The 22,324-nt window shown below is 61.5% G+C and carries 22 protein-coding genes and 2 tRNA genes; 7 read left to right on the top strand and 17 right to left on the bottom strand.

Features of this window, described 5'->3' with window-relative positions; genetic code table 11:
* Positions 1-137: 137 nt before the first annotated feature.
* The 17 genes from AD664_RS19295 to AD664_RS19215 all read right to left on the bottom strand — a co-directional run bounded on the left by AD664_RS19295 (position 138) and on the right by AD664_RS19215 (position 15,688).
* The gene (locus AD664_RS19295) at positions 138-1,460 is read right to left on the bottom strand and encodes an integrase arm-type DNA-binding domain-containing protein (RefSeq protein WP_053148704.1); all 1,323 of its coding nucleotides are present in this window, start codon (positions 1,458-1,460) and stop codon (positions 138-140) included.
* 172 nt (positions 1,461-1,632) lie between these two features.
* Positions 1,633-1,708: transfer RNA gene (locus AD664_RS19290), tRNA-Thr, on the bottom strand.
* Positions 1,709-1,783: 75 nt separating this feature from the next.
* The gene (locus AD664_RS19285; RefSeq protein WP_053148702.1) at positions 1,784-2,608 is read right to left on the bottom strand and encodes an FkbM family methyltransferase; all 825 of its coding nucleotides are present in this window, start codon (positions 2,606-2,608) and stop codon (positions 1,784-1,786) included.
* A 331-nt stretch (positions 2,609-2,939) separates the two neighbouring features.
* Positions 2,940-4,172 carry a methyltransferase gene (locus AD664_RS19280; RefSeq protein WP_053148699.1) on the bottom strand — a complete coding sequence of 411 codons (1,233 nt, stop codon included), beginning with the start codon at positions 4,170-4,172 and terminating at the stop codon, positions 2,940-2,942.
* Positions 4,153-4,842, bottom strand: a complete 690-nt coding sequence (locus AD664_RS19275; RefSeq protein WP_053148696.1) for an ABC transporter permease — start codon at positions 4,840-4,842, stop codon at positions 4,153-4,155. The genes AD664_RS19280 and AD664_RS19275 overlap by 20 nt, the downstream gene beginning before the upstream one ends.
* On the bottom strand, positions 4,839-5,534 hold the full coding sequence (locus AD664_RS19270; protein WP_053148693.1) for an ABC transporter permease: 696 nt from the start codon (positions 5,532-5,534) through the stop codon (positions 4,839-4,841). Before AD664_RS19270 ends, AD664_RS19275 begins: the two co-directional genes overlap by 4 nt.
* 78 nt (positions 5,535-5,612) lie before the next feature.
* Positions 5,613-6,368, bottom strand: coding sequence for an ABC transporter substrate-binding protein (locus tag AD664_RS19265; protein ID WP_053148690.1), 756 nt, complete (start codon positions 6,366-6,368; stop codon positions 5,613-5,615).
* Positions 6,369-6,381: 13 nt separating this feature from the next.
* On the bottom strand, positions 6,382-7,155 hold the full coding sequence (locus AD664_RS19260; RefSeq protein WP_042728139.1) for an ABC transporter ATP-binding protein: 774 nt from the start codon (positions 7,153-7,155) through the stop codon (positions 6,382-6,384).
* A gap of 420 nt (positions 7,156-7,575) precedes the next feature.
* Positions 7,576-8,022 (bottom strand): hypothetical protein, encoded by a 447-nt coding sequence (locus AD664_RS19255; RefSeq protein WP_053148687.1) that lies wholly within the window; start codon positions 8,020-8,022, stop codon positions 7,576-7,578.
* A 39-nt stretch (positions 8,023-8,061) separates the two neighbouring features.
* Positions 8,062-10,296, bottom strand: a complete 2,235-nt coding sequence (locus AD664_RS19250; protein WP_053148684.1) for an ATP-binding protein — start codon at positions 10,294-10,296, stop codon at positions 8,062-8,064.
* Positions 10,293-10,898 (bottom strand): biliverdin-producing heme oxygenase, encoded by a 606-nt coding sequence (locus AD664_RS19245; protein WP_053148681.1) that lies wholly within the window; start codon positions 10,896-10,898, stop codon positions 10,293-10,295. The genes AD664_RS19250 and AD664_RS19245 overlap by 4 nt, the downstream gene beginning before the upstream one ends.
* Positions 10,899-11,020: 122 nt before the next feature.
* The gene (locus AD664_RS19240) at positions 11,021-11,428 is read right to left on the bottom strand and encodes a hypothetical protein (RefSeq protein WP_053148678.1); all 408 of its coding nucleotides are present in this window, start codon (positions 11,426-11,428) and stop codon (positions 11,021-11,023) included.
* A gap of 64 nt (positions 11,429-11,492) precedes the next feature.
* Complete coding sequence (locus AD664_RS19235; RefSeq protein WP_042728148.1) at positions 11,493-11,822, bottom strand: DHCW motif cupin fold protein; 330 nt, start codon at positions 11,820-11,822, stop codon at positions 11,493-11,495.
* Between the two features lie 126 nt (positions 11,823-11,948).
* Positions 11,949-12,024 (bottom strand) — tRNA-Phe (locus AD664_RS19230).
* Positions 12,025-12,126: 102 nt separating this feature from the next.
* Positions 12,127-12,399: an oxidative damage protection protein gene (locus tag AD664_RS19225; protein WP_053148674.1), complete on the bottom strand. Its 273-nt coding sequence runs from the start codon at positions 12,397-12,399 to the stop codon at positions 12,127-12,129.
* On the bottom strand, positions 12,396-13,463 hold the full coding sequence (mutY, locus tag AD664_RS19220; RefSeq protein WP_053148671.1) for an A/G-specific adenine glycosylase: 1,068 nt from the start codon (positions 13,461-13,463) through the stop codon (positions 12,396-12,398). Before mutY ends, AD664_RS19225 begins: the two co-directional genes overlap by 4 nt.
* On the bottom strand, positions 13,460-15,688 hold the full coding sequence (locus AD664_RS19215; RefSeq protein ID WP_053148667.1) for an AsmA family protein: 2,229 nt from the start codon (positions 15,686-15,688) through the stop codon (positions 13,460-13,462). The genes mutY and AD664_RS19215 overlap by 4 nt, the downstream gene beginning before the upstream one ends.
* Positions 15,689-16,058: 370 nt before the next feature.
* On the opposite strand from AD664_RS19215, the gene AD664_RS19210 reads away from it, so the two are divergent.
* The 7 genes from AD664_RS19210 (at position 16,059) to AD664_RS19180 (ending at position 22,176) form a co-directional block, all read left to right on the top strand.
* Positions 16,059-17,720 (top strand): OFA family MFS transporter, encoded by a 1,662-nt coding sequence (locus AD664_RS19210; RefSeq protein WP_053148664.1) that lies wholly within the window; start codon positions 16,059-16,061, stop codon positions 17,718-17,720.
* Between the two features lie 293 nt (positions 17,721-18,013).
* The gene (hisB, locus tag AD664_RS19205) at positions 18,014-18,607 is read left to right on the top strand and encodes an imidazoleglycerol-phosphate dehydratase HisB (RefSeq protein WP_024778052.1); all 594 of its coding nucleotides are present in this window, start codon (positions 18,014-18,016) and stop codon (positions 18,605-18,607) included.
* A complete protein-coding gene (gene hisH / locus AD664_RS19200) occupies positions 18,607-19,245 on the top strand; it encodes an imidazole glycerol phosphate synthase subunit HisH (RefSeq protein ID WP_003186750.1) in 639 nt (212 codons plus the stop codon). Before hisB ends, hisH begins: the two co-directional genes overlap by 1 nt.
* On the top strand, positions 19,245-19,502 hold the full coding sequence (locus AD664_RS19195) for a DUF2164 domain-containing protein (RefSeq protein ID WP_053148661.1): 258 nt from the start codon (positions 19,245-19,247) through the stop codon (positions 19,500-19,502). Before hisH ends, AD664_RS19195 begins: the two co-directional genes overlap by 1 nt.
* A 90-nt stretch (positions 19,503-19,592) precedes the next feature.
* The gene (gene hisA, locus AD664_RS19190) at positions 19,593-20,342 is read left to right on the top strand and encodes a 1-(5-phosphoribosyl)-5-[(5-phosphoribosylamino)methylideneamino]imidazole-4-carboxamide isomerase (RefSeq protein WP_053148658.1); all 750 of its coding nucleotides are present in this window, start codon (positions 19,593-19,595) and stop codon (positions 20,340-20,342) included.
* Between the two features lie 92 nt (positions 20,343-20,434).
* Complete coding sequence (gene hisF, locus AD664_RS19185) at positions 20,435-21,205, top strand: imidazole glycerol phosphate synthase subunit HisF (RefSeq protein WP_042728155.1); 771 nt, start codon at positions 20,435-20,437, stop codon at positions 21,203-21,205.
* Between the two features lie 224 nt (positions 21,206-21,429).
* Entirely contained in the window at positions 21,430-22,176 is a 747-nt protein-coding gene (locus tag AD664_RS19180; RefSeq protein WP_053148655.1) for an ABC transporter substrate-binding protein, read from the top strand.
* The last annotated feature ends 148 nt before the right edge of the window (positions 22,177-22,324 follow it).

Genomic DNA, 22,324 nt, shown 5'->3' with positions numbered 1-22,324 from the left:
GTACTTTCGCTTCACTTCGACCGGCTAGGGGCGAATGCAGCCAGTCGTCAAAGGCCTTGCTATTCAACGTGCATGCAAGCGGTAATCAATACAAGCCCATTTTCCTTGTGCGGAGCTGTGGCCCGGAGGCCGAGCGCTTAGTCTGTTGCGCCACGTTTTGTCCTTAGCCGAGTGACATTCGCGCCAGTCTGGTTCGCAAATTCGTGCGGGGTAACATGCTCCTGCCGATTGACCTCAAGATACCGGCTCCACCAGTTCATGATCAGCCTCCTCTCTTCGATGAACTCAGCCTTGTGGATATAGGCAGCTCGGACGTTATTCCTCTCCTTGTGGCTCATCTGCCTTTCAATGGCTGTCTCGGACCACAGCCCTGACTCAATCAGCGCGCTACAGGCCATCGACCGAAACCCATGCCCGCAAATTTCGGCTTTGGTGTCGTACCCCATCTTTCTGAGCGCACTGTTCACCGTGTTTTCAGACATGGGTTTCCAGGGCTTGGCATCGCCTGCAAATACCAGGTCGAATTTGCCGGTGAGGGTACGGATCTGTTCAAGCAGGGTCACGGCTTGCGGCGATAAGGGTACAAGGTGGATGTCCCCGGCCATCTTCGTACCTCTTGTTGAAAAGGGTACTCCGTCCAGCGCGGGTCGAGTGTCCGGTATCTCCCAGGTGCCGCGCTTGAGGTCGAACTCGCTCCAGCGGGCGAAGCGCAGTTCGCTGGAGCGGACGAACACATGCAGCGAGAGCATGACCGTCAGCCGAGTAAGTGCTCGTCCTTTGTAGGTGTCGATGCGCTCCTGCAATTCAGGCAGACGCGATAAGGGTAACGCTGGGCGGTGAACTACCCTCGGAGCTTTGATCAAACCTTCAAGGTCGGAGGCCGGGTTTGCCGCGATCTGTCGAGCACGTTTCGCCTCGCGCATGATGCTTTGCAGGTAGTTTTGTACCCTTAACGCGACGTCAATCGTGCCACGCTTCTGGATTGCTTCCAGAGGTTGCATCAAGTCGTGAGTGTCTAGGTCGACAATAGCGCGATTACCGATTAGTGGAAAAACATGGGTTTTGAGACGGCTCAGGACCGTCTTGGCATGGCCCGGAGCCCATTTGGCAGACATCGCTTTGTGCCAGTCCAAGGCTGCGCTCTCAAAGGTTCGGCCTCGGATTGTGGCTTGCGTCTTGGCTTGGTGTTTGGACTCGATGGGGTCGATCCCTTCCGCCAGCATCCGCTTGACCTCCAGGCGCTTCTTGCGCGCATCGGCGAGGCCGACCACGGGGTAGTTGCCGAACGAGGTCAGTCCTTCACGACCATCAGGTTTTACATACCTGAAACGCCAGCCTTTGCGGCCATTGGGTTGGACTAAAAGGTAGAGGCCGTCGCCGTCGAAAAGCTTGTAGGCGCGGTCGGTGGGCTTGGCTAAACGGCAAGCCGAATCGGAGAGTGGGGCAGTGGTGCGCGACATAAGGGTACTCCTCCCTTTATCGAATGACCTTACCCCTATCTTTATCCTTAAAACGGCTGGTATCCATAAGATTTTGGCGGAATCCGACGGAACGCCAAAACGAAAAAACCCGCCAGAAGGCGGGTTTTTCGGGGGTTTCAGAGATTTTGAAAGCCTTCTCTGGAACCTTGTATGGTGCCGGCACCAGGAATCGAACCCGGGACCTACTGATTACAAGTCAGTTGCTCTACCAACTGAGCTATACCGGCGTGTGGGCGACGATTATAGCGGTTGGGCGCGTTCTGTAAACCCCTGAATTCTGACTATTTTTGCGCGGGGTTGGCTCAGGTGCGGTGCAGTACGTTGCGCAGTTTCTGCAAGGCTCGCCAGGTACGGCTGTTTTGGATGGCGTGGAGTTGGGCTTCGGCCTGCTCGGCGCGTTGCAGGGCGGCGGTCAGTTGGGCGTCGGTGTCGTCGAGGGGGTGGCTGAAGGGGTGGCCTTTGCGCAGTTGGAAGCCGTCGAGGTTGCAGGGTGGGATGTCGAAGGCGGGCTTGAGGGCCAGGTGTTCTTCGGCGAGGTAGTAGGTGTTGATGCCGTCGAACAGGATGGACTGGTAGCCGGCGCCGGTCACCAGGGTTTCCCAGGCCTGGTCGCGGGCCCATGGGGTTTCGATGAGGATGATCCAGGGGCGCCAGCGGCTGAAGTCCATGCCGCGCAGCACGGTTTCTTCGTGACCTTCCACGTCGATTTTCAAGAAGTGGATGGGGCGGTCCTGCACATGCTCTTCGCAGATCGAGGCCAGGGTGCGGGATTGGACGGTTTGGGTGCGCACGTCCATGCCGGCGTCGCGGTGCTGTTGGGCGACGTTGGGTTCGACGGTGGACAGCCCGGTGTCGGCGATGGTGTAGAAGGTCAGGCTGTCGGCGTTGTCGCCGGCCACGCATTGCAGGTTGATGTCTCGGGGACGTTCCTGGCAGAGCGCGGCGTAGTAGGCCTGCACCGGTTCGATGTTGATGCCCTGCCAGCCGTGGTCGTAGAAAGCCCGGGTAACGGAATCATCGGTCGGATGGTTGGCGCCGACGTCGAGGTAAAAGCCGTTCTCCACCTGTTGAAGGGCGCGCCACAGGCGTATGTCTTCGAAGTTTTGTGCGTAGGAAATGAACGTCACGACCAATCCTTGAATGTGTCGGCAGGGTGTCAATCAGGATACGTTCGGTTGTTGTATAGCACCGGCCAGCCAGGTGCAATTAGCGCGTTAGAGCAGCACGGAATTCGGCGGTTATGTCGTTTTGCTTAGATGCTTATGCACAACGGGATGGATGCAGCCGCTTGAACCTGGCCATTTTGTGAACACGTTCTCATTGGGTCGCAAATAGCTGTTTTCATGGTTTTTTATCCATATGAACAAAAAATGAACACAGTGAATTCGGTCAACAAATCGCGGTTCCGTTGGATCCAGGCAGATTCCATCAACAGAGTTATCCACAGGCTGCGAGGATTTAATGACGCTCTGCCAGCAGCATCAGGTTTCGCGGCGTCAGGGGTGTTTCGCAGAAGGTGCCGAGGCGCACGGTGTAGCCTTTGTGGGTGAGGAAAAGTGCCCGGTCCAGTACCAGCCAAAGCTCCAGCGGGCGTCGGAAAAGACCACGCACCAGTTCCAGGTTGCGCACCTCGGCCAGGCGTTGCTGGCCCGCGGCTTCCAGTGCGGCCCAATCGGGCGCGCCGACTGTGGATAAGTCTTTGAGGGCCGCCAGATCGATGCAGTATTGGGCGAAGGATTTTTCCAGCCAGGCGCTGGGCAAGGACGGGGTTGGCAGGTAGTCGTCGCATCCTCGGATTTGCCGTTGCAGCAGGTCGAAGCCCAGGCGGCGGGCCATGGACTGGTCTCGTTGCCGTCGCACCCGGGCGCCAGCGGTGACGGTTTCGGTCAACGGCAGGCCGAGATCGTCGAGAGACAGCTGTAGGGCGGACCCCTTTGCCGCGTCGGACAGCGGCTGATAGTGCTCGGCGCTGATGCGGTTGTAGCAACACGGGGCGATGGCCAACTGCGCACACCCGGCCGCGCAGGCCAAGTGGAGCAAGCGCACATGCAGGTCGCCGCAGGCATGCAGGGCCACCGGTGTGTGTTCAGGGGCGATTGCCTGGGCGGCGTCTGCCGCCAGCACGTCTTGGCGCAGGTGCATGGCAGGCAAGTGGTGACGCTGGCTCAACTGCTGGCCGCTATCGACCAGCGTGGGGTCGTATTCCAGGCAGGTCAGGCGTTGCTCGCCGTGCAGCAGGCGGCGGCCGAGATGGCCTTTGCCGGCGCACCAGTCCAGCCAATGGATGGGTTCGCTGGCAAAGCGCAGGCGGCTGGCGAAGGCTTCGATCTGCTGCCATTTACGCCCGGGCACCTCGACATTGAGGCGATGGGCCGGTGCGTCCAGCGTCCGTGCGGGCAGGGGTGCAACTGAACTCAAGGTGCGGGAGGCGGCCGCCAGTTCCGCAAAGGGAGCCGGCGCGTGCTCGATCAGCCAGGGCTGGTGATGGTCGTGTTCGGCGGCTTCCAAGGAGCGCTGGCGCAGCCAATGGGCCATCTGTGGGTAAGACGTTTCCCAGGGGAGCTGCAAATGGGTGAACGGCCGCGGTTTCCACAAGGCCTGGTGTGCGGTGAGAAACCCATCCAGCGCCGTGAAACGGGCGAGCAGTGCCTCGCCCGTCAACACGCCGCCGTCAGCGTCCTTGGCAGGCATCGACGCGTAACCAGCGCTCCAGCTGCTTGAAGCCTTGCACCAGCAGGAACGCCATCAACAGGTAGAACATGCCGGCCGCGAAGAAGATCTCCACCGGCAGGTAAGTCCGGGCAATGATGGTGCGGGCCATGCCGGTGAGTTCCAGCAGGGTCACGGTGCTGGCCAAGGCGCTGGCCTTGAGCATCAGGATCACTTCGTTGCTGTAGGCCGGCAGGCCGATGCGCGCGGCACGGGGCAGCATGATGTAGAGCAGCGCCTTGGGCCGCGACATGCCCAGGGCCCGGGCGGCTTCGACCTCGCCACGCGGAATGGCCTGGATCGCGCCACGCAGGATCTCGGCGATGTAGGCGGCCGTGTGCAGGGTCATGGTCACCGTCGCGCACCAGAACGGATCGCGCAGGTACGGCCACAACGCGCTGCTGCGCACGGCATCGAACTGCGCCAGGCCGTAATACACCAGGAACAACTGGACCAATAACGGAGTGCCACGGAAAAAGAAGATGTAGGCGTAGGGCAACGCCCGCACGTACCACAGGCGTGAAGAGCGGGCGATACCCAGCGGGATGGCCAGCAACAGCCCGGCGATCACGGCGATGGCCACCAGTTCCAGGGTCAGCGTCGCGCCCTGGGCCAGTTTTGGCAGCCACTTGATGATGACTTCCCAGTTCATTGGGTGCTCCTGATAAAGCCGCGCGCGGCGCGTCGTTCCAGCAGGTGCATGCCGGCCATGGCGAGTACGGTCAGGCCCAGGTACATGAACGCGGCCACCATGTAGAAGGTGAATGGCTGCTTGGACACGGTCACGCCGATCTGTGCGTGGCGCATGATTTCTTCCAGGCCGATCACCGAGACCAGCGCGGTGTCCTTCATCAGGATCATGAACAGGTTGCCCAGGCCGGGCAGGGCGATGCGCCACATCTGCGGCATGATCAACCGGGTGAAGATCCGCCATTTCGACAGGCCCAGGGCGACGCCGGCTTCACGGTGCCCCTTGGGAATCGCCAGGATCGCCCCGCGAAACACTTCCGTCGCATAGGCGCCAAAGCACAGGCCCAGGGCGATGACGCCGGCGGCGAAGGCGTCGAGGGCCAGGTCGGGATTGCCTAGGTACTCGCCCAGTGCACGCATCAGGTTGACGGTGCCGAAGTAGATCAGCAGCACCCAGAGCAATTCCGGAATACCGCGGACCAGTGTCGAGTAAGTGCCGCCAAGCCATTGCAGCGGCTTGTACGGCGAGGTCTTGGCCAAGGCGCCGAGCAGGCCCAGCACCAGCCCCAGGCACAAGGCCGAGAGTGCCAGTTTGACGGTCATCAGCGCGCCGGCGGCGAGCGCCGGGCCGAATCCGTAGAGGTCGATCATCATGGGTGTGTGTTCATATCGCGGCAGGCTTTGCAAAGGGCCGGCGCTGCGGTGCAGCAGCGTCGGCCAGGCACGTCAGCATCAATAGATGTTGAACGGGAAGTACTTGTCGTTGATTTTCTTGTAGGTACCGTCGGCGACGATTTCCTTGAGCGCGGCGTTCAGCTTGTTACGCAGCTCGTCGTCACCCTTGCGCACGGCGATGCCGATCTTGTCGCTTTCCACCACCGGATCGCCCTTGAATTCGTAGGCGCGGCCGGCGTCGGTTTTCAGCCAGTCATAGTTGACGTACTTGTCTGCCAGGATCGCATCGACGCGGCCGGAGGTCAGGTCCAGGTAGGCGTTTTCCTGTGTGTCGTAGAGCTTGGCGGTGATGTCGCTGCCCAATTCGTCTTCCAGCCAGGTGCCGGCCAGGGTCGCCCGTTGTGCACCGATGACCTTGCCTTTGAGCGAGTCCTTATCGGTTTTGAAGTCGACGTTTTTCGGCGCGATGAACTGCAGCTTGTTGGAGTAGTACGGGTCGGTGAAGTCCACCGCCTGCTTGCGCTCTTCGGTGATCGACAGCGAGGAGATCAGGAAGTCGAACTTCTTGGCGTTCAAGGCCGGGATGATGCCGTCCCAATCGGAGGTGACCACTTCGCACTCGACTTTCATCTTGGCGCACAGGGCGTCGCCGATGTCCTTGTCGAAGCCCACGACCTGGCCGCTGGCGTCCTTGTTGTTGAACGGCGGGTAGGCCGCTTCGATACCCATCTTCAGCTTTTCGGCCGCCATGGCATTGGCCGAGAACACCAGGCTGGCGGCAGCGGCCAAAAGGAATTTCTTGTAGATCTGCATATGTACTGCTCCGTTAGCGGTTGCTGGACATGAATTGTTTGCAGCGCGCCGAAAGCGGGTTTTCGAAGACCTGCTGTGGCGATCCTTGCTCCTCGACCAGGCCCTGATGAAGGAACACCACTTCGCTGGAGACCTGACGGGCGAACCCCATTTCGTGGGTCACCAGCAGCATGGTGCGGCCTTCTTCGGCCAGGGCGCGGATCACACTAAGTACTTCCTGGACCATTTCCGGGTCAAGGGCGGAGGTCGGTTCGTCGAACAGAATCACCTTGGGTTGCATCGCCAGCGTGCGGGCGATGGCCGCGCGCTGTTGCTGGCCGCCGGAGAGTTCGGCGGGGTAGGCGTGGCGCTTGTCGGCAATGCCGACCTTGGCCAACAAGGCTTCGGCGACTTCGATGGCCTCGGCCTTGCTCTGGCCGAGCACCCGGCGTGGGGCTTCGATGATGTTGTCGAGGATGCTCATGTGCGGCCAGAGATTAAAGTTTTGAAACACAAAACCAATCTCACTGCGCATGCGGTTGATCTGTTTGCCGTCGGCGGCGACCAACTCGCCGTTTTTCGCGGCCTTGAGCTTGAGCGCTTCGCCGGCCACCAGGATTTCACCCTGGTTGGGGTTTTCCAGCAGGTTGATGCAACGCAGGAACGTGGACTTGCCGGAACCGGAGGAACCCAGGATCGAGATCACATCGCCGTCGCGGGCGGTCAGCGAGACGCCCTTGAGCACCTCCAACTGTCCGTAGCGTTTATGCAGGTTGCGGATTTCAAGCGCGGGCGTGGCCTGGGCCATGTGCGGTCCTCATGGTGTGTGCTCCCTTGCTGTTGGCTGCCTTCCGTGGCGAGGCGGCCAAGCTAGCATGCGTCCGAATGGTCGCCAACAGCGCTACGGGGGGTAAATCGGTGATGTGCGGCAGGTTGTCGCATCGCCGCAGCAGACTGTCGCGCCATCAACAACCGAACGGCCGTTTGAACCGTGTTTACCGGTAAAAATCCCGGGGGAGTCGCGTAAAAAAAGGCGCGATGGTGCCAGCTTTGGGCGGGGGTTGGAAGGGTTGATCCGATGAATGCCGCTCCCCGTCCTGCTCAACGCTCCCCATAGGGTCCCGTTCGGCAATGCTGGGGTGCAGAATGAGCCGCAGCAGCGCAGCGGCATCATCTCCTGTCCGAGGTGAGGCGAAGAGGACCGCCGCGCCGGCGACAGCTAACCGGCTTACTCGTCGTTCGGTTCTTCCATGGCCTGGCGATACCGGTCCAGCGCCTCGCTGAAGTCCTTGATGAACTCCGGGGTGCTGAGCCAGCGCTGCGCCGTCTCGCGGTCCATGTCGTCGGCCCACATGCGGTAGTCCACCAGCATGTCGGCGGCCAGGTTGGTGGCCGCCATGCGTTCGTTTTCGGCATTTTTCAGGTCGAGCAGGCCCGGGCGTTCGCTGATCATCACGCTCATGGATGAGAGCAGCGTGTCGAGCAGTTCGGCGCGGCTGACGGCCTCGGCTTCGCGCAGCTTGGCGAACAGCTCCAGCACATACACCGGCGGTTGAGCGGTGGCGTGGGCGGGGTCGCCATACATCGGGATGGATTTACGCCCGCTCATACGGATCTGCTTGGCTTTGTCCTTGGCGCGCTTGGCGCGTTTTTGCTGCTTGTTCAGTGAGGCCATTGGGCTTCGGTTTCCAATTAGTCAGGGGATATGCCCGGCTCAGTCGATTTTTGGCACGGTAAAGGTGAACTCGCTGCCCTTGCCTGGCTGGCTTTCGGCGTGCAGTTTACCGCCATGGGCCTGGACAATCCCCTTGGAGATGTACAGCCCCAAGCCGGTGCCGTTCGGGTTGCCTTCCTTGATTGTCCAGTAGCGGTCGAACACGTGAGGCAACTGCTCTGCGGTAATGCCTTCGCCGGTGTCGCGAACACTGAACACGATCTCATTGCCTACCGACATCGCGCTGATGCCCACGCGGCCTTTCTGCGGCGTGAACTTGATGGCGTTGCCGATCAGGTTCGACAGCACCTGGAACAGGCGCTCGGGATCGGCGTTGATCTTCAGGTCGGGTTCGGCCTGGAAGGACATGTCGATGGCCTTGGCGATAGCCAGCGGCGACAACAGCGAGAAGGCGTCTTCGAAGATCTGGCTGACGGCGATCGGCTGGGGATTGATGGTGTAGCGTCCGGCGTCGATCTTCGAGGTGTCGAGCAAGTCTTCCAGCAGCGCGTTCATACGGCTGGTGGCTTGTTGCATGGTGTCGATGGCCGAGGAAATGCGCTTGGAGCTGTGGGAGCCATCGGAGCTGAAGGCCTTTTGCATCATGCCGCAGAGCATGGAAATGACCGTCATGGGGCTGCGCAGGTCATGGGAGACCACCGCCACCAGCTCGTCGCGAGCCTGCACGGCCAGGCGCTCCTTGTGGACTTGGCGGGCCAGGTCGTTCTCCAGGGCCGAGCGCCGCAGGTCATTGGCCGCGAACAGGTCGCCATGGCTCCATTTGGTGCTGATGCCGGCCATTTCGACTTTCCAGATTTCGAAAGACGTCCGGGGCCGCAGGCGCAGGCCGGTCTCGCTGTTCTCCAGGTCCAGGGGCTTTTGCGGATCGCCGCTCCACTGGAGGGTTTGCTTCACCTCGGGGCGGAACCACAGCACGCCATTTTCCACCGGCTTGGGCAGGTGGATCGCCAGTACGCCGCTGGCCACCTCCTGGTAAGCCTGGGCCGGCGCGAAAACGCTGCCCAGGTTGTGGTGGGCGAACACCGGCTGGCCGGTTTCCAGGATCCATTTGTGCAATTCGCGGATCTGCTCCGGCTCCGGGCATTGGCCGTGGCGGTGCAGCTTGTTGTCCTCCAGAATCGCCACGCCGCAGGCGTCGGCCAGGCCCATCAGCCGTTGGGGCTCGTGGGACAAGCCGTCAAACACGTTATGGGTGGACTCGGCCATGGCGGCGGCGAGCACCTTCAGGTTCGCAAGCTTGGCATCTCGTTGGCGCGTCAGTTCCAGGGCTTCCATGGCACTGATCTGCAACGACAGCACTTGGCCGATGGTCTGGCAGGCCATGCGCATTTCATGGGGGACCAGCAGCGGCTCGCGGTTGCCGCAACTGATCAGCCCCCACAAGCGCTCGCCTTCCATCAGCGAGATGCTCATGGACGACAGCACACCCATGTTCTTCATGTATTGGCGGTGGATCGGCGAGACGCTGCGCAGCGTGGCGAAGCTCAGGTCCAGGGGCGCCCCGGTATCGGGTCGCAACTCGGGGACCAAAGGAACCGGCGCATAGTCGGCGTGAGGGATGATGCGCAACCAGTTGGTGCGGTACAGCTCGCGAGCCTGCTCGGGGATATCCGAGGCCGGGAAGAACAGGCCTTTGTAGAGCTCCATCGACGGCGCGCTGGCTTCGGCGATCACCTGGCCGTGGCCTTCTTCTTCGAAGCGATAGATCAATACGCGGTCGTAACCGGTCATCGCCTGGATTTCCCGCACGCTGATTTCGTACAGGGCTTGAAGAGTCTTCGCACTTTGCAGGCGTTGCAGCATGCGGCCCATGTTGGCCTCGCCGCTGACGCCTTCGGGGCGGTAGTCGCTCAGGTGCTGTTCCAGTTCGACGATCAGGGCGCCTTGATGGCGATGCACCAGAGCGTCGAAGCGCAACTGGTTCACGACGATAGCCACGGGCACGTTGTCGCTTTCAGGGGCGGCACGGCAGGCGACAAGAATGGCTTCGGCCTGCTCCAGCCCGAACAGAGCGTCCAGGGTCTTGCCCAGCAGCCGGTCGGGGGCGTGGCCCATCAGTTGCAGCACGTTGGCGCTGACCTGGCGGATCACAAAGTCAGGCTCAGACAGCATCAGCAGAACGCCATGAGGCTGGATGGCCCCGGGGAAGCGAATCGGTTCGTCTGCGCAATTGGCCAGCAGTTCTTCGAAGGCTTCTTGGTTATCCGGGTTCATAACAGGACCTCCTGGCCGTCCAGCCAGTGTTCAAAATAGGTAAACGTCGCCTTGGCAGCGTTTGTGACTTCGAGCGTTTGGGCTTGGCCAAGGTTCCTGTCATCCAGGTATTGGAGGAAGTCCTTCCAGCGTCGGCCGGTGAACTCACCATAAACGTCGAGGAACGCCGCGCCGCTGGAAGCATCGAGCCCCAACTGCTCAGCCACCCGGCGCCGCAGGATCTGCCCGCCAAGGGTCGCGCCTTCCAGCACATAGGAAACACCCAGCGCTGCGGCGCGCGAGTCGATCCGGGGAAGCGCCTGGCAAGTCGGCAGGGCGTCGATTGCGGCGTCATCCAGGCCCAGCGCCGTGAGGTCCGCCCGCAGCACCGGGAGCTTGACACGCAGAGATTGGTCCAGCCCGGTCGGTATCAGCGCAAGCACATGAAGCCGTTGCTCCAGCGGCTGGTAAAAACCGTAGTAGGCCGCCATCAAACGCCGATACAGCGCGAGATCCAGGCGCTCGGAGAAAAACGGCAGGCGTTTCTCCAAGGCAATGTGCAAGGTGGCGGTTTCGGTCCGCAATGCCTGGATCAGGGAAGGGTGGGGTGCGGCCGATGACATGCAGGAAAGAGCTCTTTGGTGGCGTGTTACGAAAAAAATCCGCGTCAATGGTACACAGGATTTCTGAAAGGGTTATCCGCTTTTATCGCCCGTCTGGCGCCTCTCATTGACCAGGCGCGAAATTAATCAGGAAGCTGCGTCAGCGCCTGGGAGGCGGCGACATAGTCAGCCTGGAATTGCGGGCTTTCGACCCAGTCCAGGGCCGCTTGCTCATCGACACCGGTGGTCAGGCGCCGGTATTCGATCAGCGCGGTAAAGATGAAGTCAGTGGCTTCTTCCTCGCCCTCCTGCTCCAGGACGAGGGCCAGCAACGGATGCGCCAGGAAGACCGAGCACATGGCCTGCTGGCTGACCTTTTCGGCGGCGCGCATGGATTCGAACAGTTCCGACAGGTCTACCGTCTCCAGGTCGATGCGCTCATCGTTCGGGTCCAGAAAGTCGTTTGGTGCCGCGGCACGCTGGATGCGGTTCTTCTTGGCTTTCGCCTTGGCGCGCTGGGTGCGCTTTTGCTGCTTGTTCACCGATGCCATGGGCCGGGCTCCTGACGTAAAAATAAGGCTGCCCATGCTACAGCTTCGAGGCGCTCGCTTCGAATCAATCCACCACGAACAGCGTGGCACCTTGGGCGGTGGAAGACCGATGCGGTTCGGCCTGATCGGCCACCTGGTAGCTCATGCCAGGCTTGAGCACAAACTGCCGGCCGTCCTCCAGTTCGGTGTTCAACTCGCCTTTCAGGCAAAACAGGATATGGCCCTTGGTGCACCAGTGATCAGCCAGGTAGCCCGCCGTGTACTCCACCATCCGCACCCGGATGTTCCCGAACTGCCGGGTGCGCCAATACGCCGTTCCGGTAACGCCTTTGTGTACGGTGGGTTCGATGGTTGACCAATCGGTGGTGCCAAAGGGGATGCCGGTGATGTCCATGTCGACTCGTTTGTTGGGGGAGGAGGAATGACGAGTGTCGAATGTAGCGGAGTCGGTTGGGTGGGGGGAAGAAACACCAGGCAATAAAAAACCCCGATCAATCACTTGATCAGGGTTTTCGGTATGTGGTGCCCAGAGACGGAATCGAACCGCCGACACGGGGATTTTCAATCCCCTGCTCTACCGACTGAGCTATCTGGGCAACGGGGCGCATTAAACGGGTTTTTCAGGGGGGCGTCAAGCACGTTATCAAAAAATATTTAATTATTACCGTCGCTTACGATTCGCCCCCGGCCTGGACAGCTTATTCGGACGGCGGTACGTAGCCTTCGGCCTTGGCGTAATCTTCGCCGGAAAAGAACTTGTCCATTTCACCCTGAAGGTACTTGCGGTCTTCAGCGTTCATCATGTTCAGGCGTTTTTCGTTGATCAGCAGGGTCTGGTGTTTTTGCCAGTCGCTCCAGGCCTTGGCCGAGACGTGGTCGTAGATGTCCTGGCCCTTGGCGCCCGGGAACGGCGCACGTTCCAGGCCTTCGAGTTCTTCTTTGTACTTGCGGCACATGATGGTGCGGGTCATTGCAACTCTCCTGCGTTCAATACGGCGGCCGCGCGTTCGAGCAAGGTCTTGACCGGAGCGGCGAGGCCCAGGCGCGGCGGGGTGGCGAGGTTATACCAGAGCCAGTCGGCCTCGGCCACGTGATGGCCGGTTTCCCGGACCTGGACCAGCCAGGGCTCGATGGCCAGCTGGAAATGGCTGAAAGTGTGCACCAGGCTAGGCAGCTCCTGTTGTGTGCCCAGCTCCAGCGCGTGTTGCAGGGCCAAATGTTGCAAATCATCGAGGTCGTCGAGTTCCGGCAGGCTCCACAGGCCGCCCCACAGGCCGGTGGAAGGACGACGGTAAAGCAGGATCGCGCCTTCATGGTTGGCCAGCATCGGCATCAAGGTGCGTTTCTTGGGCACCTCTTTGCGTGGCTTGGGTATCGGGTAGCGAGTTTCCAGGCCCAGCATGTGCGCTTCGCAGCCCTTTTTCAGTGGGCAGAGCAGGCAACTGGGCTTGCTGCGGGTGCAGAGGGTGGCCCCCAGGTCCATCATCGCCTGGGTGTAGGCGTTGACCCGGTCCTGGGGCGTGAAGCGCTCGGCGGTGGCCCAGAGCTGTTTCGCCACCTTGGGTTCGCCTGGGTAACCTTCCTGGGCGGTGAAGCGCGCCAGCACCCGCTTGACGTTGCCATCGAGGATCGGCGCGCGCAGGCCCATGCTGATACTGGCGATGGCGCCAGCAGTGGACAGGCCGATGCCCGGCAACTCGGTCAGTTTCTCCACATCCCGGGGAAACTCGCCGCCATACTGGTCGACGACGATCTTCGCGGTTTTCTGCAGGTTGCGCGCACGGGTGTAGTAGCCCAGCCCGGTCCACAGGTGCAGGACTTCATCTTCCGGCGCGGCGGCCAGGGCCTGGACCGTGGGCAGCGAGGCCATGAAGCGGTCGAAGTAACCGAGTACGGTGCTGACCTGGGTCTGCTGCAGCATGATCTCCGACACCCACACCCGGTACGGCGTGATGCCCTGTTGCCAGGGCAGGTCGTGGCGTCCGTGGCGGTCGAACCAGTCCAGCACGGCGCTGGAAAATTGCTCGGCGGTCATCGCTTGAACAGCCCCTTGAGCGCGTTTTTCACCTCGGGGCTGACTTTGTCGCCCAGCTTTTCGTCGATCTTGTCTTCGAGGCGGTCACCGGCCAGTTTCGCCGCGACCTTGCCCATCCCTTCGCTGTCCAGGCGGCATGCCTTGGCGCCCAGTTCCAGCGGGCCACGGCAGCGCAACGGCCATTCGATGTCGACATAGCGCTCGTTGACCTGGCAGGCCGGGTCGGGCATGTCGCTCTTGTCGCCTTCGACGATGATCCCGACGCGATAGTCCATGCCCAGCACCCGCAGGTCGATATCGCCGTTGCCGTTGACCGTCATGCCGGGGATGCGCACCTTCAGGTCGGGGTTGCTGGCCACGCCATTGCGGAACGTCAGGTTGCCGTTGAGCTGCTGGAACGGCGTGTCCTTGCCCCGGGGCTCGCCGCTGAGCGCCTTGCGATTGAGGGTGGCGATGCCCTTGCACAGCTGCTGTTCGAGATTGGCATTGAGCAGCACGCCATCGTTGATGACGAATCCGGCGTTGCCGTTGAGGCTCTCGATCAGGGCTTTCTGGCTGTTGCCGCTGGCGGTCACCGCGCTGTTGAGCGTCACCAGCCCCTTGACGGGCGCAGCCTTGCCCTGGCTTTCGATGATCTTCTCGGCTGGCACCCGGTTGATGCGGGTTTGCAGGTTCAATTGTGGCGTCGGCTGGCGCACGTCCAGGGTGCCCTTGGCCTCGAAGTTGCCGTTGTACAGATCGCCACGCAGGTTCTCCAAGGTCAGCAGCCCGCCCAGGCCCGTGGCCTTGAGTGCGGCATTCTGGATCGGCAGCTTGTCGAGGGTCAGTTGGCCGAAGGTCAGGTCGGCGTCGATGTCCAGCTTGCCCAGGCGCTCCACCGGAAACAGCCGGTCGTTGCTCCAGGCGCCCTGGGTCGGGGCGTTCGGCAGTGGGGTGGTACCGGCGCCCGCCATGGCAGTGGCCTCGGTGCTGCTGACTTCGGCTTCACGGGCAGCCTTGGAACTGTCGGCCTCGGCGGATTTGGGCGGCAGGTAGCGGTCGACGTTGAACGTGTCGGCCTTGAGCTGCGCACGCAGGGACTGCTTGGCGAAGTCCTCCACGGCAATGCGGCCGCTGAAGCTGCTGTCGTCGACTTTCAGGTTGATATTGTTGAACTCGACACTGGTCGGCGTGCCGGCGACACGGCTGACCAGTTCGACCTTGCTCAAGCTGCCTTCGGCCATGGCCGGCAGTTTCTGGCCGACGCTGTCGACGAACTTCGCCAGGTCGAACTGGGCAATCGACAGGCCGCCATTGAGCTGCGGGGTCTTGTCGAGGTCGTTGACCTTCAGTTCGCCCAAGGCGCGCAGTTGGTTGAGTGACAGCTTGATGCCGGTCCACTCGGCAACGTTCGCCGCCTTGTCGAGGAACAGTTGGCCTTGGGCGGCAAAGTTCAGGGTCTTGCCCTGCAAGGGGTCGCCTGTGACTTCGCCGGACAGTTTCAGGTCTTCGAACTTGTAGCGCTGCAGGGCGCGTTCGAAACGCAGCTCGCCAGTGACCTCGGTGCGCACGCGCACGGCTGGCTGGTTGCTGGACAGGAACGCGGTAAGAGTGACCGGGATGTTGGTCGAGTCGTGGACCGCGCCGGTGCTCAGCTGGATGCTTTCGGCAGTGAATTGCTTGCCGGTCTGCTCATCGGTGTATTCGACCCGGGCGTTGTTCACGGTCAGGCTGTCGATGTCCAGGCGGGTCGGCTGGGCCGGTTTTTCGGGCGCGGTGGTGGCCGGCGTCGACGGCTGTTCGGCCGGTGCCGGAGTCGGCGCGCTCGCTGTCGTCGTGGCAGGCGCCTTGCCGATGTCTTCCCAGTTGCCGTGGCCGTTCTTGTCGCGGTTCAGGCGCAGGTTCAGGCCTTCGACCCGCACGTCGCTCATCTGCACTTCGCGGCGCAGCAGCGGCATCACTCGCACCGACAGGCCAAGCATCTGCAAGTCGGCGAACGGTTGTGTCGGGTTGGCCAGGGTCGCCACGCTGGCCTCGTGCAGTTCCAGACCCAGCCATGGAAACAGGCTCCAGCCGATGTCGCCATTGAGGGTCAGCTCAATGTGGGCTTTGTCGCGGGCTATCTGGCGGATTTCTTCCTTGTAGTCGTTGGGATCGAAGAGGTGGGTCAGGGCGAAGCCCAGGGCCACAATGATCAGCAACAGCCCGAGAAGTACCAGACCCAGGATTTTGCCGAACGCTTTCATGGGCGAATCCTTATAGGTTGAGTTCAAAATTTAGCCTGGGAGTATAACGCCGTGAGTGACGGCGCGTTGGCCGATCATGGCTGACGCCCGGCGCCCCAGCCCCTCAAGAAGGGGCGTGAAAAAAATAAATGGTTAGCCCCCTACAGAAACCTGGCATCGGCGCGATAAGACAGATGACATGAAAAAGGTGATGTCACTTTGGTTTTTCTGTCACCTGCAAGTGGTAACCTTTCGTCCGTTCGCCGTCCTTCTGCGACTTGATGTCGCACTACTATGGAGCTTCACCAGAAAATACAGCCATGCCTGCGTGCAATGAAGGCTGAGGGTGATGCGTGGCTGGTGAACCATTCTAATAATTGGGGGATACACAATGAGCACGAGCATCACGGCCGGCGGCGTTGCCGACCAGCCTGCGTTCCTCTCCAAGGAACGCATCATCGCCAAGCCCGGTTTCAACCGTTGGCTGGTTCCACCGGCCGCGCTGGCCATCCACCTGTGCATCGGCATGGCCTATGGCTTCTCGGTGTTCTGGTTGCCACTGTCCAAGGCCCTGGGGATCACCAAACCGGTGGCCTGTGCGCCGGACATGAGCTTCATCTCGCAAGTCTTCTCGTCCCAATGCGACTGGCCGATCTCGATGCTCGGCTGGATCTACACCCTGTTCTTCATCTTCCTGGGTTGCTCGGCAGCCATCTGGGGTGGCTGGCTGGAACACGCCGGGCCACGCAAGGCCGGCGTCGTGTCGGCATTGTGCTGGTGCGGTGGCCTGCTGATTTCCGCGTTGGGTATCTATACCCATCAGATCTGGCTGATGTGGGTCGGTTCCGGGGTAATCGGTGGTATCGGCCTGGGCCTGGGCTACATTTCCCCCGTGTCCACGCTGATCAAGTGGTTCCCGGACAAGCGCGGCATGGCGACCGGCATGGCGATCATGGGCTTTGGTGGCGGTGCGATGGTGGGTGCACCACTGGCCGCGGCGCTGATGAACCATTTCGCTTCGCCAACCGGCGTGGGCGTGTGGCAGAGCTTCCTGGTCATGGCCGCGATCTACTTCGTGTTCATGATCGGTGGCGCCCTGTCGTACCGCGTGCCGCCGACCGGCTGGAAGCCTGAAGGCTGGACCCCGGCTCCGAAGAAAGCCGCGAACGCGATGATCACCCATCGTCACGTGCACGTGAACGTGGCCTGGAAAACCCCCCAGTTCCGTCTGGTATGGCTGGTGCTGTGCCTGAACGTGTCGGCTGGTATCGGCATCCTGGGCATGGCTTCGCCCCTGTTGCAGGAAGTGTTCGGCGGCAAGCTGCTCGGCAACGACCTGCCGTTTGGCCAACTGGACGCTGGCCAACTGGCCCAGATCGCGGCCATCGCCGCCGGTTTCACCGGTCTGTTGAGCCTGTTCAACATCGGCGGCCGGTTCTTCTGGGCATCGTTCTCGGACTACCTGGGTCGCAAGAACACCTATTTCGTGTTCTTCGCCCTGGGCTTCGCCTTGTATGCGCTGATCCCGAACCTGGGCCACCTGGGCAACATCGCGCTGTTCGTGGCGGCGTTCTGCATCATCCTGTCGATGTACGGCGGTGGTTTCGCCACCGTGCCGGCCTACCTGGCGGACCTGTTCGGTACGCAAATGGTCGGCGCGATCCATGGTCGCCTGTTGACCGCCTGGGCCGCGGCCGGCGTGCTGGGCCCGGTGCTGGTGAACTACCTGCGTGAGTATCAGTTGAGCATCGGCGTTGAACGTGCCGCGGCCTACGACATCACCCTGTACATCCTCGCCGGCCTGCTGGTGCTGGGCTTCCTGTGCAACCTGATGGTTCGCCCGGTCGCCGACAAGTACTTCATGACCGACGCCGAGCTGGCCGCCGAACAGGCGCTGGGCCACGACAAGGGCGCCGACAGCACCACTTCGCTGGAATGGAAAGCCGCACCAGGCACCAAGCTGCTGGCGCTCGCCGCCTGGGTGGTGGTGGGCATTCCGTTGGCGTGGGGTGTTTGGGTGACCCTGCAGAAGACGGCGGTGTTGTTCCACTAAGACGGTTGTCTGAACCTTCAAGGTAAAGTCGATCTTTGTGGGAGCGGGCTTGCCCGCGAAGACGGTGGGTCAGAAGCATTTATGTTTACTGGCACACCCTCTTCGCGGGCAAGCCCGCTCCCACATTTGTTTTTGGATGATGGCAAAATCTGCGTCCATGGCTTGTATGGACATGTCTAACCCCGACAGGACGGGCAACAACCCGTCAGTGATATCACCTCCCGTGTTTCTGTTTGCCGCTCGCGCCCCTATAATGGCTGCCTTTTTCGCCCAATGATTTTGCGGAGCTGGTGATGGCCGAACGTAAGGCGTCTGTCGAGCGCGACACTCTGGAAACCCAGATCAAAGCCTCGATCAACCTGGATGGCACCGGAAAGGCCCGGTTTGATATCGGCGTGCCTTTTCTTGAGCACATGCTGGACCAGATCGCCCGTCACGGGCTGATCGACCTGGACATCGTCAGCAAGGGCGACCTGCATATCGACGACCACCACACGGTGGAAGACGTCGGTATCACCCTGGGGCAAGCGTTCACCCAGGCCATCGGCGACAAAAAAGGCATCCGTCGCTACGGCCACGCCTATGTCCCGCTCGATGAAGCGCTGTCGCGAGTGGTCATCGACTTCTCCGGCCGTCCTGGCCTGCAGATGCACGTGCCGTACACCCGTGCCACCGTCGGCGGCTTCGACGTCGACCTGTTCCAGGAGTTTTTCCAGGGTTTCGTCAACCACGCCAACGTGACGCTGCACATCGACAACCTGCGCGGACACAACACCCACCACCAGATCGAGACCGTGTTCAAGGCGTTCGGCCGCGCACTGCGCATGGCCGTGGAGCTCGATGACCGCATGGCCGGGCAGATGCCTTCGACCAAGGGCGTCCTGTAATGCAGACGGTTGCGGTTATCGATTACGGCATGGGCAACCTGCACTCAGTGGCCAAGGCCCTCGAACACGTGGGTGCCGGCAAGGTGCTGATCACCAGTGACGCCGATGTGATTCGCGAAGCCGACCGGGTGGTCTTCCCCGGCGTGGGCGCGATTCGCGATTGCATGGCCGAGATCCGTCGCCTGGGCTTCGACAAGTTGGTGCACGAAGTCAGCCAGGACCGTCCGTTCCTCGGTATCTGCGTGGGCATGCAGGCCTTGCTCGAACGCAGTGAAGAAAACGACGGCGTCGATTGCATCTCCCTGTTCCCGGGCCAGGTGAAGTTCTTTGGCAAGGGCCTGCATGAAGACGGCGAGCACCTGAAGGTCCCGCACATGGGCTGGAACGAAGTGAAGCAGACGGTGGACCACCCGCTGTGGCACAACATCCCGGACCTGGCGCGCTTCTATTTCGTGCACAGCTACTACATCGCGGCCGGCAATGCCCGGCAGGTGGTGGGCAGCGGTCACTATGGCGTCGACTTCGCCGCGGCGCTGGCCGACGGCTCGCGATTCGCCGTGCAGTTTCACCCCGAGAAGAGCCATACCCATGGCCTGCAACTGTTGCAGAACTTCGCGGCGTGGGACGGTCGCTGGTAATGGTCCGCAAGAAGCCGCCGATCCTCACCCTCACGCCTGAACAGGAGAGTGAGGCGAACCGCAAGATCCAGCGGTTCATGGAGGAGCGTTTCGAACTGGACCTGGGTTCGTTCGAGGCGGCGGAAATTCTTGAGCTGTTTACCCGCGAAATTGCTCCGCACTATTACAACAGGGCGATTTTCGATGTGCAGGCGCACCTTAAAGAAAGGTTCGAAAGCATTGAAAGCGACTTGTGGGCTTTAGAAAAGAGCAGCTGAAAGCGCCAAGCTGCAAGCTGCAAGAATTGAAACGCGTGCCTGCTTGCAGCTTATAGCTTGCAGCTTGCAGCTCTTTGACGAAGGAAAAGCATGCTGATTATCCCCGCTATCGATCTCAAGGACGGCGCTTGCGTACGTCTGCGCCAGGGCCGGATGGAAGATTCCACGGTGTTCTCCGATGACCCGGTGAGCATGGCCGCCAAGTGGGTGGAGGGCGGCTGCCGGCGCCTGCATCTGGTGGACCTGAACGGCGCCTTCGAAGGCCAGCCGGTCAACGGCGAAGTGGTGACCGCCATTGCCAAGCGCTATCCGAACCTGCCGATCCAGATCGGCGGCGGCATTCGCTCCCTGGAAACCATCGAGCACTACGTCAAGGCCGGCGTGAGCTACGTGATCATCGGCACCAAGGCCGTGAAGGAGCCTGAGTTCGTCGCCGAAGCCTGCCGCGCGTTCCCGGGCAAGGTCATCGTGGGCCTGGATGCCAAGGACGGTTTTGTCGCCACCGACGGTTGGGCTGAAGTCAGCACCGTGCAGGTGATCGACCTGGCCAAGCGTTTCGAAGCCGACGGCGTGTCGGCCATCGTCTACACCGACATCGCCAAGGACGGCATGATGCAGGGCTGCAACGTGCCGTTCACGGCGGCCCTGGCGGCGGCCACGAAAATCCCGGTCATCGCCTCCGGCGGTATCCACAACCTGGGCGACATCAAGACACTGCTCGACGCCAAGGCGCCGGGCATCATCGGGGCGATCACGGGCCGCGCGATTTATGAGGGCACGCTGGATGTGGCAGAAGCTCAAGCTTTTTGTGATGGCTATGCGGCCAGCTCCAAGCGGTAAGCTGCAAGCCGCAAGCTAAAGCGCGACTGCGATCCGCGCTTTCTTGCCGCTTGAAGCTTGAAGCTTGCAACTCTTAATCGGAGATTAAGCCCATGGCGTTAGCCAAACGCATCATCCCTTGCCTGGACGTGGACAACGGCCGAGTGGTCAAGGGCGTCAAGTTCGAGAACATCCGTGATGCCGGCGATCCGGTGGAAATCGCCCGTCGCTACGACGAACAGGGTGCGGACGAGATCACCTTCCTCGACATCACCGCCAGCGTCGACGGCCGCGACACCACTTTGCATACCGTCGAGCGCATGGCCAGCCAGGTGTTCATCCCGCTGACCGTGGGCGGTGGCGTGCGCACCGTGCAGGATATCCGCAACCTGCTCAACGCCGGGGCGGACAAGGTGTCCATCAACACGGCGGCGGTGTTCAACCCGGAGTTCGTCGGTGAAGCGGCCCAGCATTTCGGCTCGCAGTGCATCGTCGTCGCCATCGACGCGAAGAAGGTGTCCGGTCCGGGCGAAACCCCGCGCTGGGAAATCTTCACCCACGGCGGTCGCAAGCCCACCGGCCTGGATGCCGTTGAGTGGGCCAGGAAGATGGAGGGCCTCGGTGCCGGTGAGATCCTGCTGACCAGCATGGACCAGGACGGCATGAAGAACGGCTTCGACCTGGGCGTGACCCGTGCCATCAGCGATGCCCTGGGCATTCCCGTGATCGCCTCCGGCGGTGTCGGCAACCTTCAGCACCTGGCCGATGGCATCCTGGAAGGCCACGCCAGCGCGGTGCTGGCGGCGAGCATCTTCCACTTTGGCGAATACACGGTGCCGGAGGCCAAGGCCTACATGGCACAGCGCGGTATCTGCATTCGCTGACCGCTGGACACCATGGCGGGCCCAAGGCACTCTTGGGCACACCATGGATTGCGGTAGCTAGTGGCCTGTACGGTTAATTCGGGTGCTCAAGTTCGAGTGCCAGGACTTGCCAGGCAAGGCGCCATGACGAGTCGTAGCCCAGCTACGGCGAGGAATGGCAACGCAGCTTGGCGAGCACTGGCGCCGAACTTGAGTGCACGAATTAGCCACACAGGCCACTATACATGCTCAAACGCCTTGTTCTTGCCCTTGCCGGCGCCACTTTGCTGCTCGCAGGCACGGCCCGCGCCGCCGACACCTCGCTGGTGCTGCTGACGGAAAACTTCCCACCGTACAACATGGCCAAGAACGGCAAGAACTTCGCCCAGGACGAGAACATCCAGGGCATTGCCGTGGACATCGTCCGCGAGGTTTTCAAGCGCGCCGACATCACCTACAGCCTGACGCTGCGTTTCCCCTGGGAGCGGATCTATAAGCTCGCCCTGGAGAACCCCGGCTACGGCGTCTTCGTCATGGCGCGGCTGCCGGAACGTGAAAAGCTGTTCAAATGGGTCGGCCCCATCGGCCCGGACGACTGGATCATGCTCGCCAAGGCGGACAGCCCGATCGCCCTCGACTCCTTGGAGCAGGCGCGCAAATACCGGATCGGCGCCTACAAGGGCGACGCCATTGCCGAAACCCTGGGCAAGCAGGGGCTGAATCCCATTGTGGTGCTGCGTGACCAGGACAACGCGAGGAAACTGGTCAACGGTCAGATCGACCTGTGGGCCACCGGGGATCCGGCTGGACGTTACCTGGCGCGCCAGGAAGGGGTGACCGATCTCAAGACCGTGCTGCGCTTCAACAGTGCCGAGTTGTATCTGGCGTTGAACAAGGACGTGCCTGACGAGGTGGTCGCCCGGCTTCAAGCCGCCCTGGATGAACTGCGCAAGGAAGGGGCGGTGGACGCGATCATGGCGCGCTACCTCTGACCGCTGGAACAAACCTGTGGGAGCGGGCTTGCTCGCGAAAGCGGTGGGTCAGCTTGTAGAGATGTTGAATGTGCCGCCGTCATCGCGAGCAAGCTCGCTCCCACAGGGATCTGCTGTGGACGCCGCTTTTGTGCCCGATGCAAAACCA

It is taken from the genome of Pseudomonas sp. P97.38, assembly GCF_001269745.1.
In the GTDB taxonomy this organism is placed as follows: Bacteria; Pseudomonadota; Gammaproteobacteria; order Pseudomonadales; family Pseudomonadaceae; genus Aquipseudomonas; species Aquipseudomonas chlororaphis_E.
Note: the sequence above shows the minus strand (reverse complement) of the source record. Positions and strands in the feature narration are given on the sequence as shown.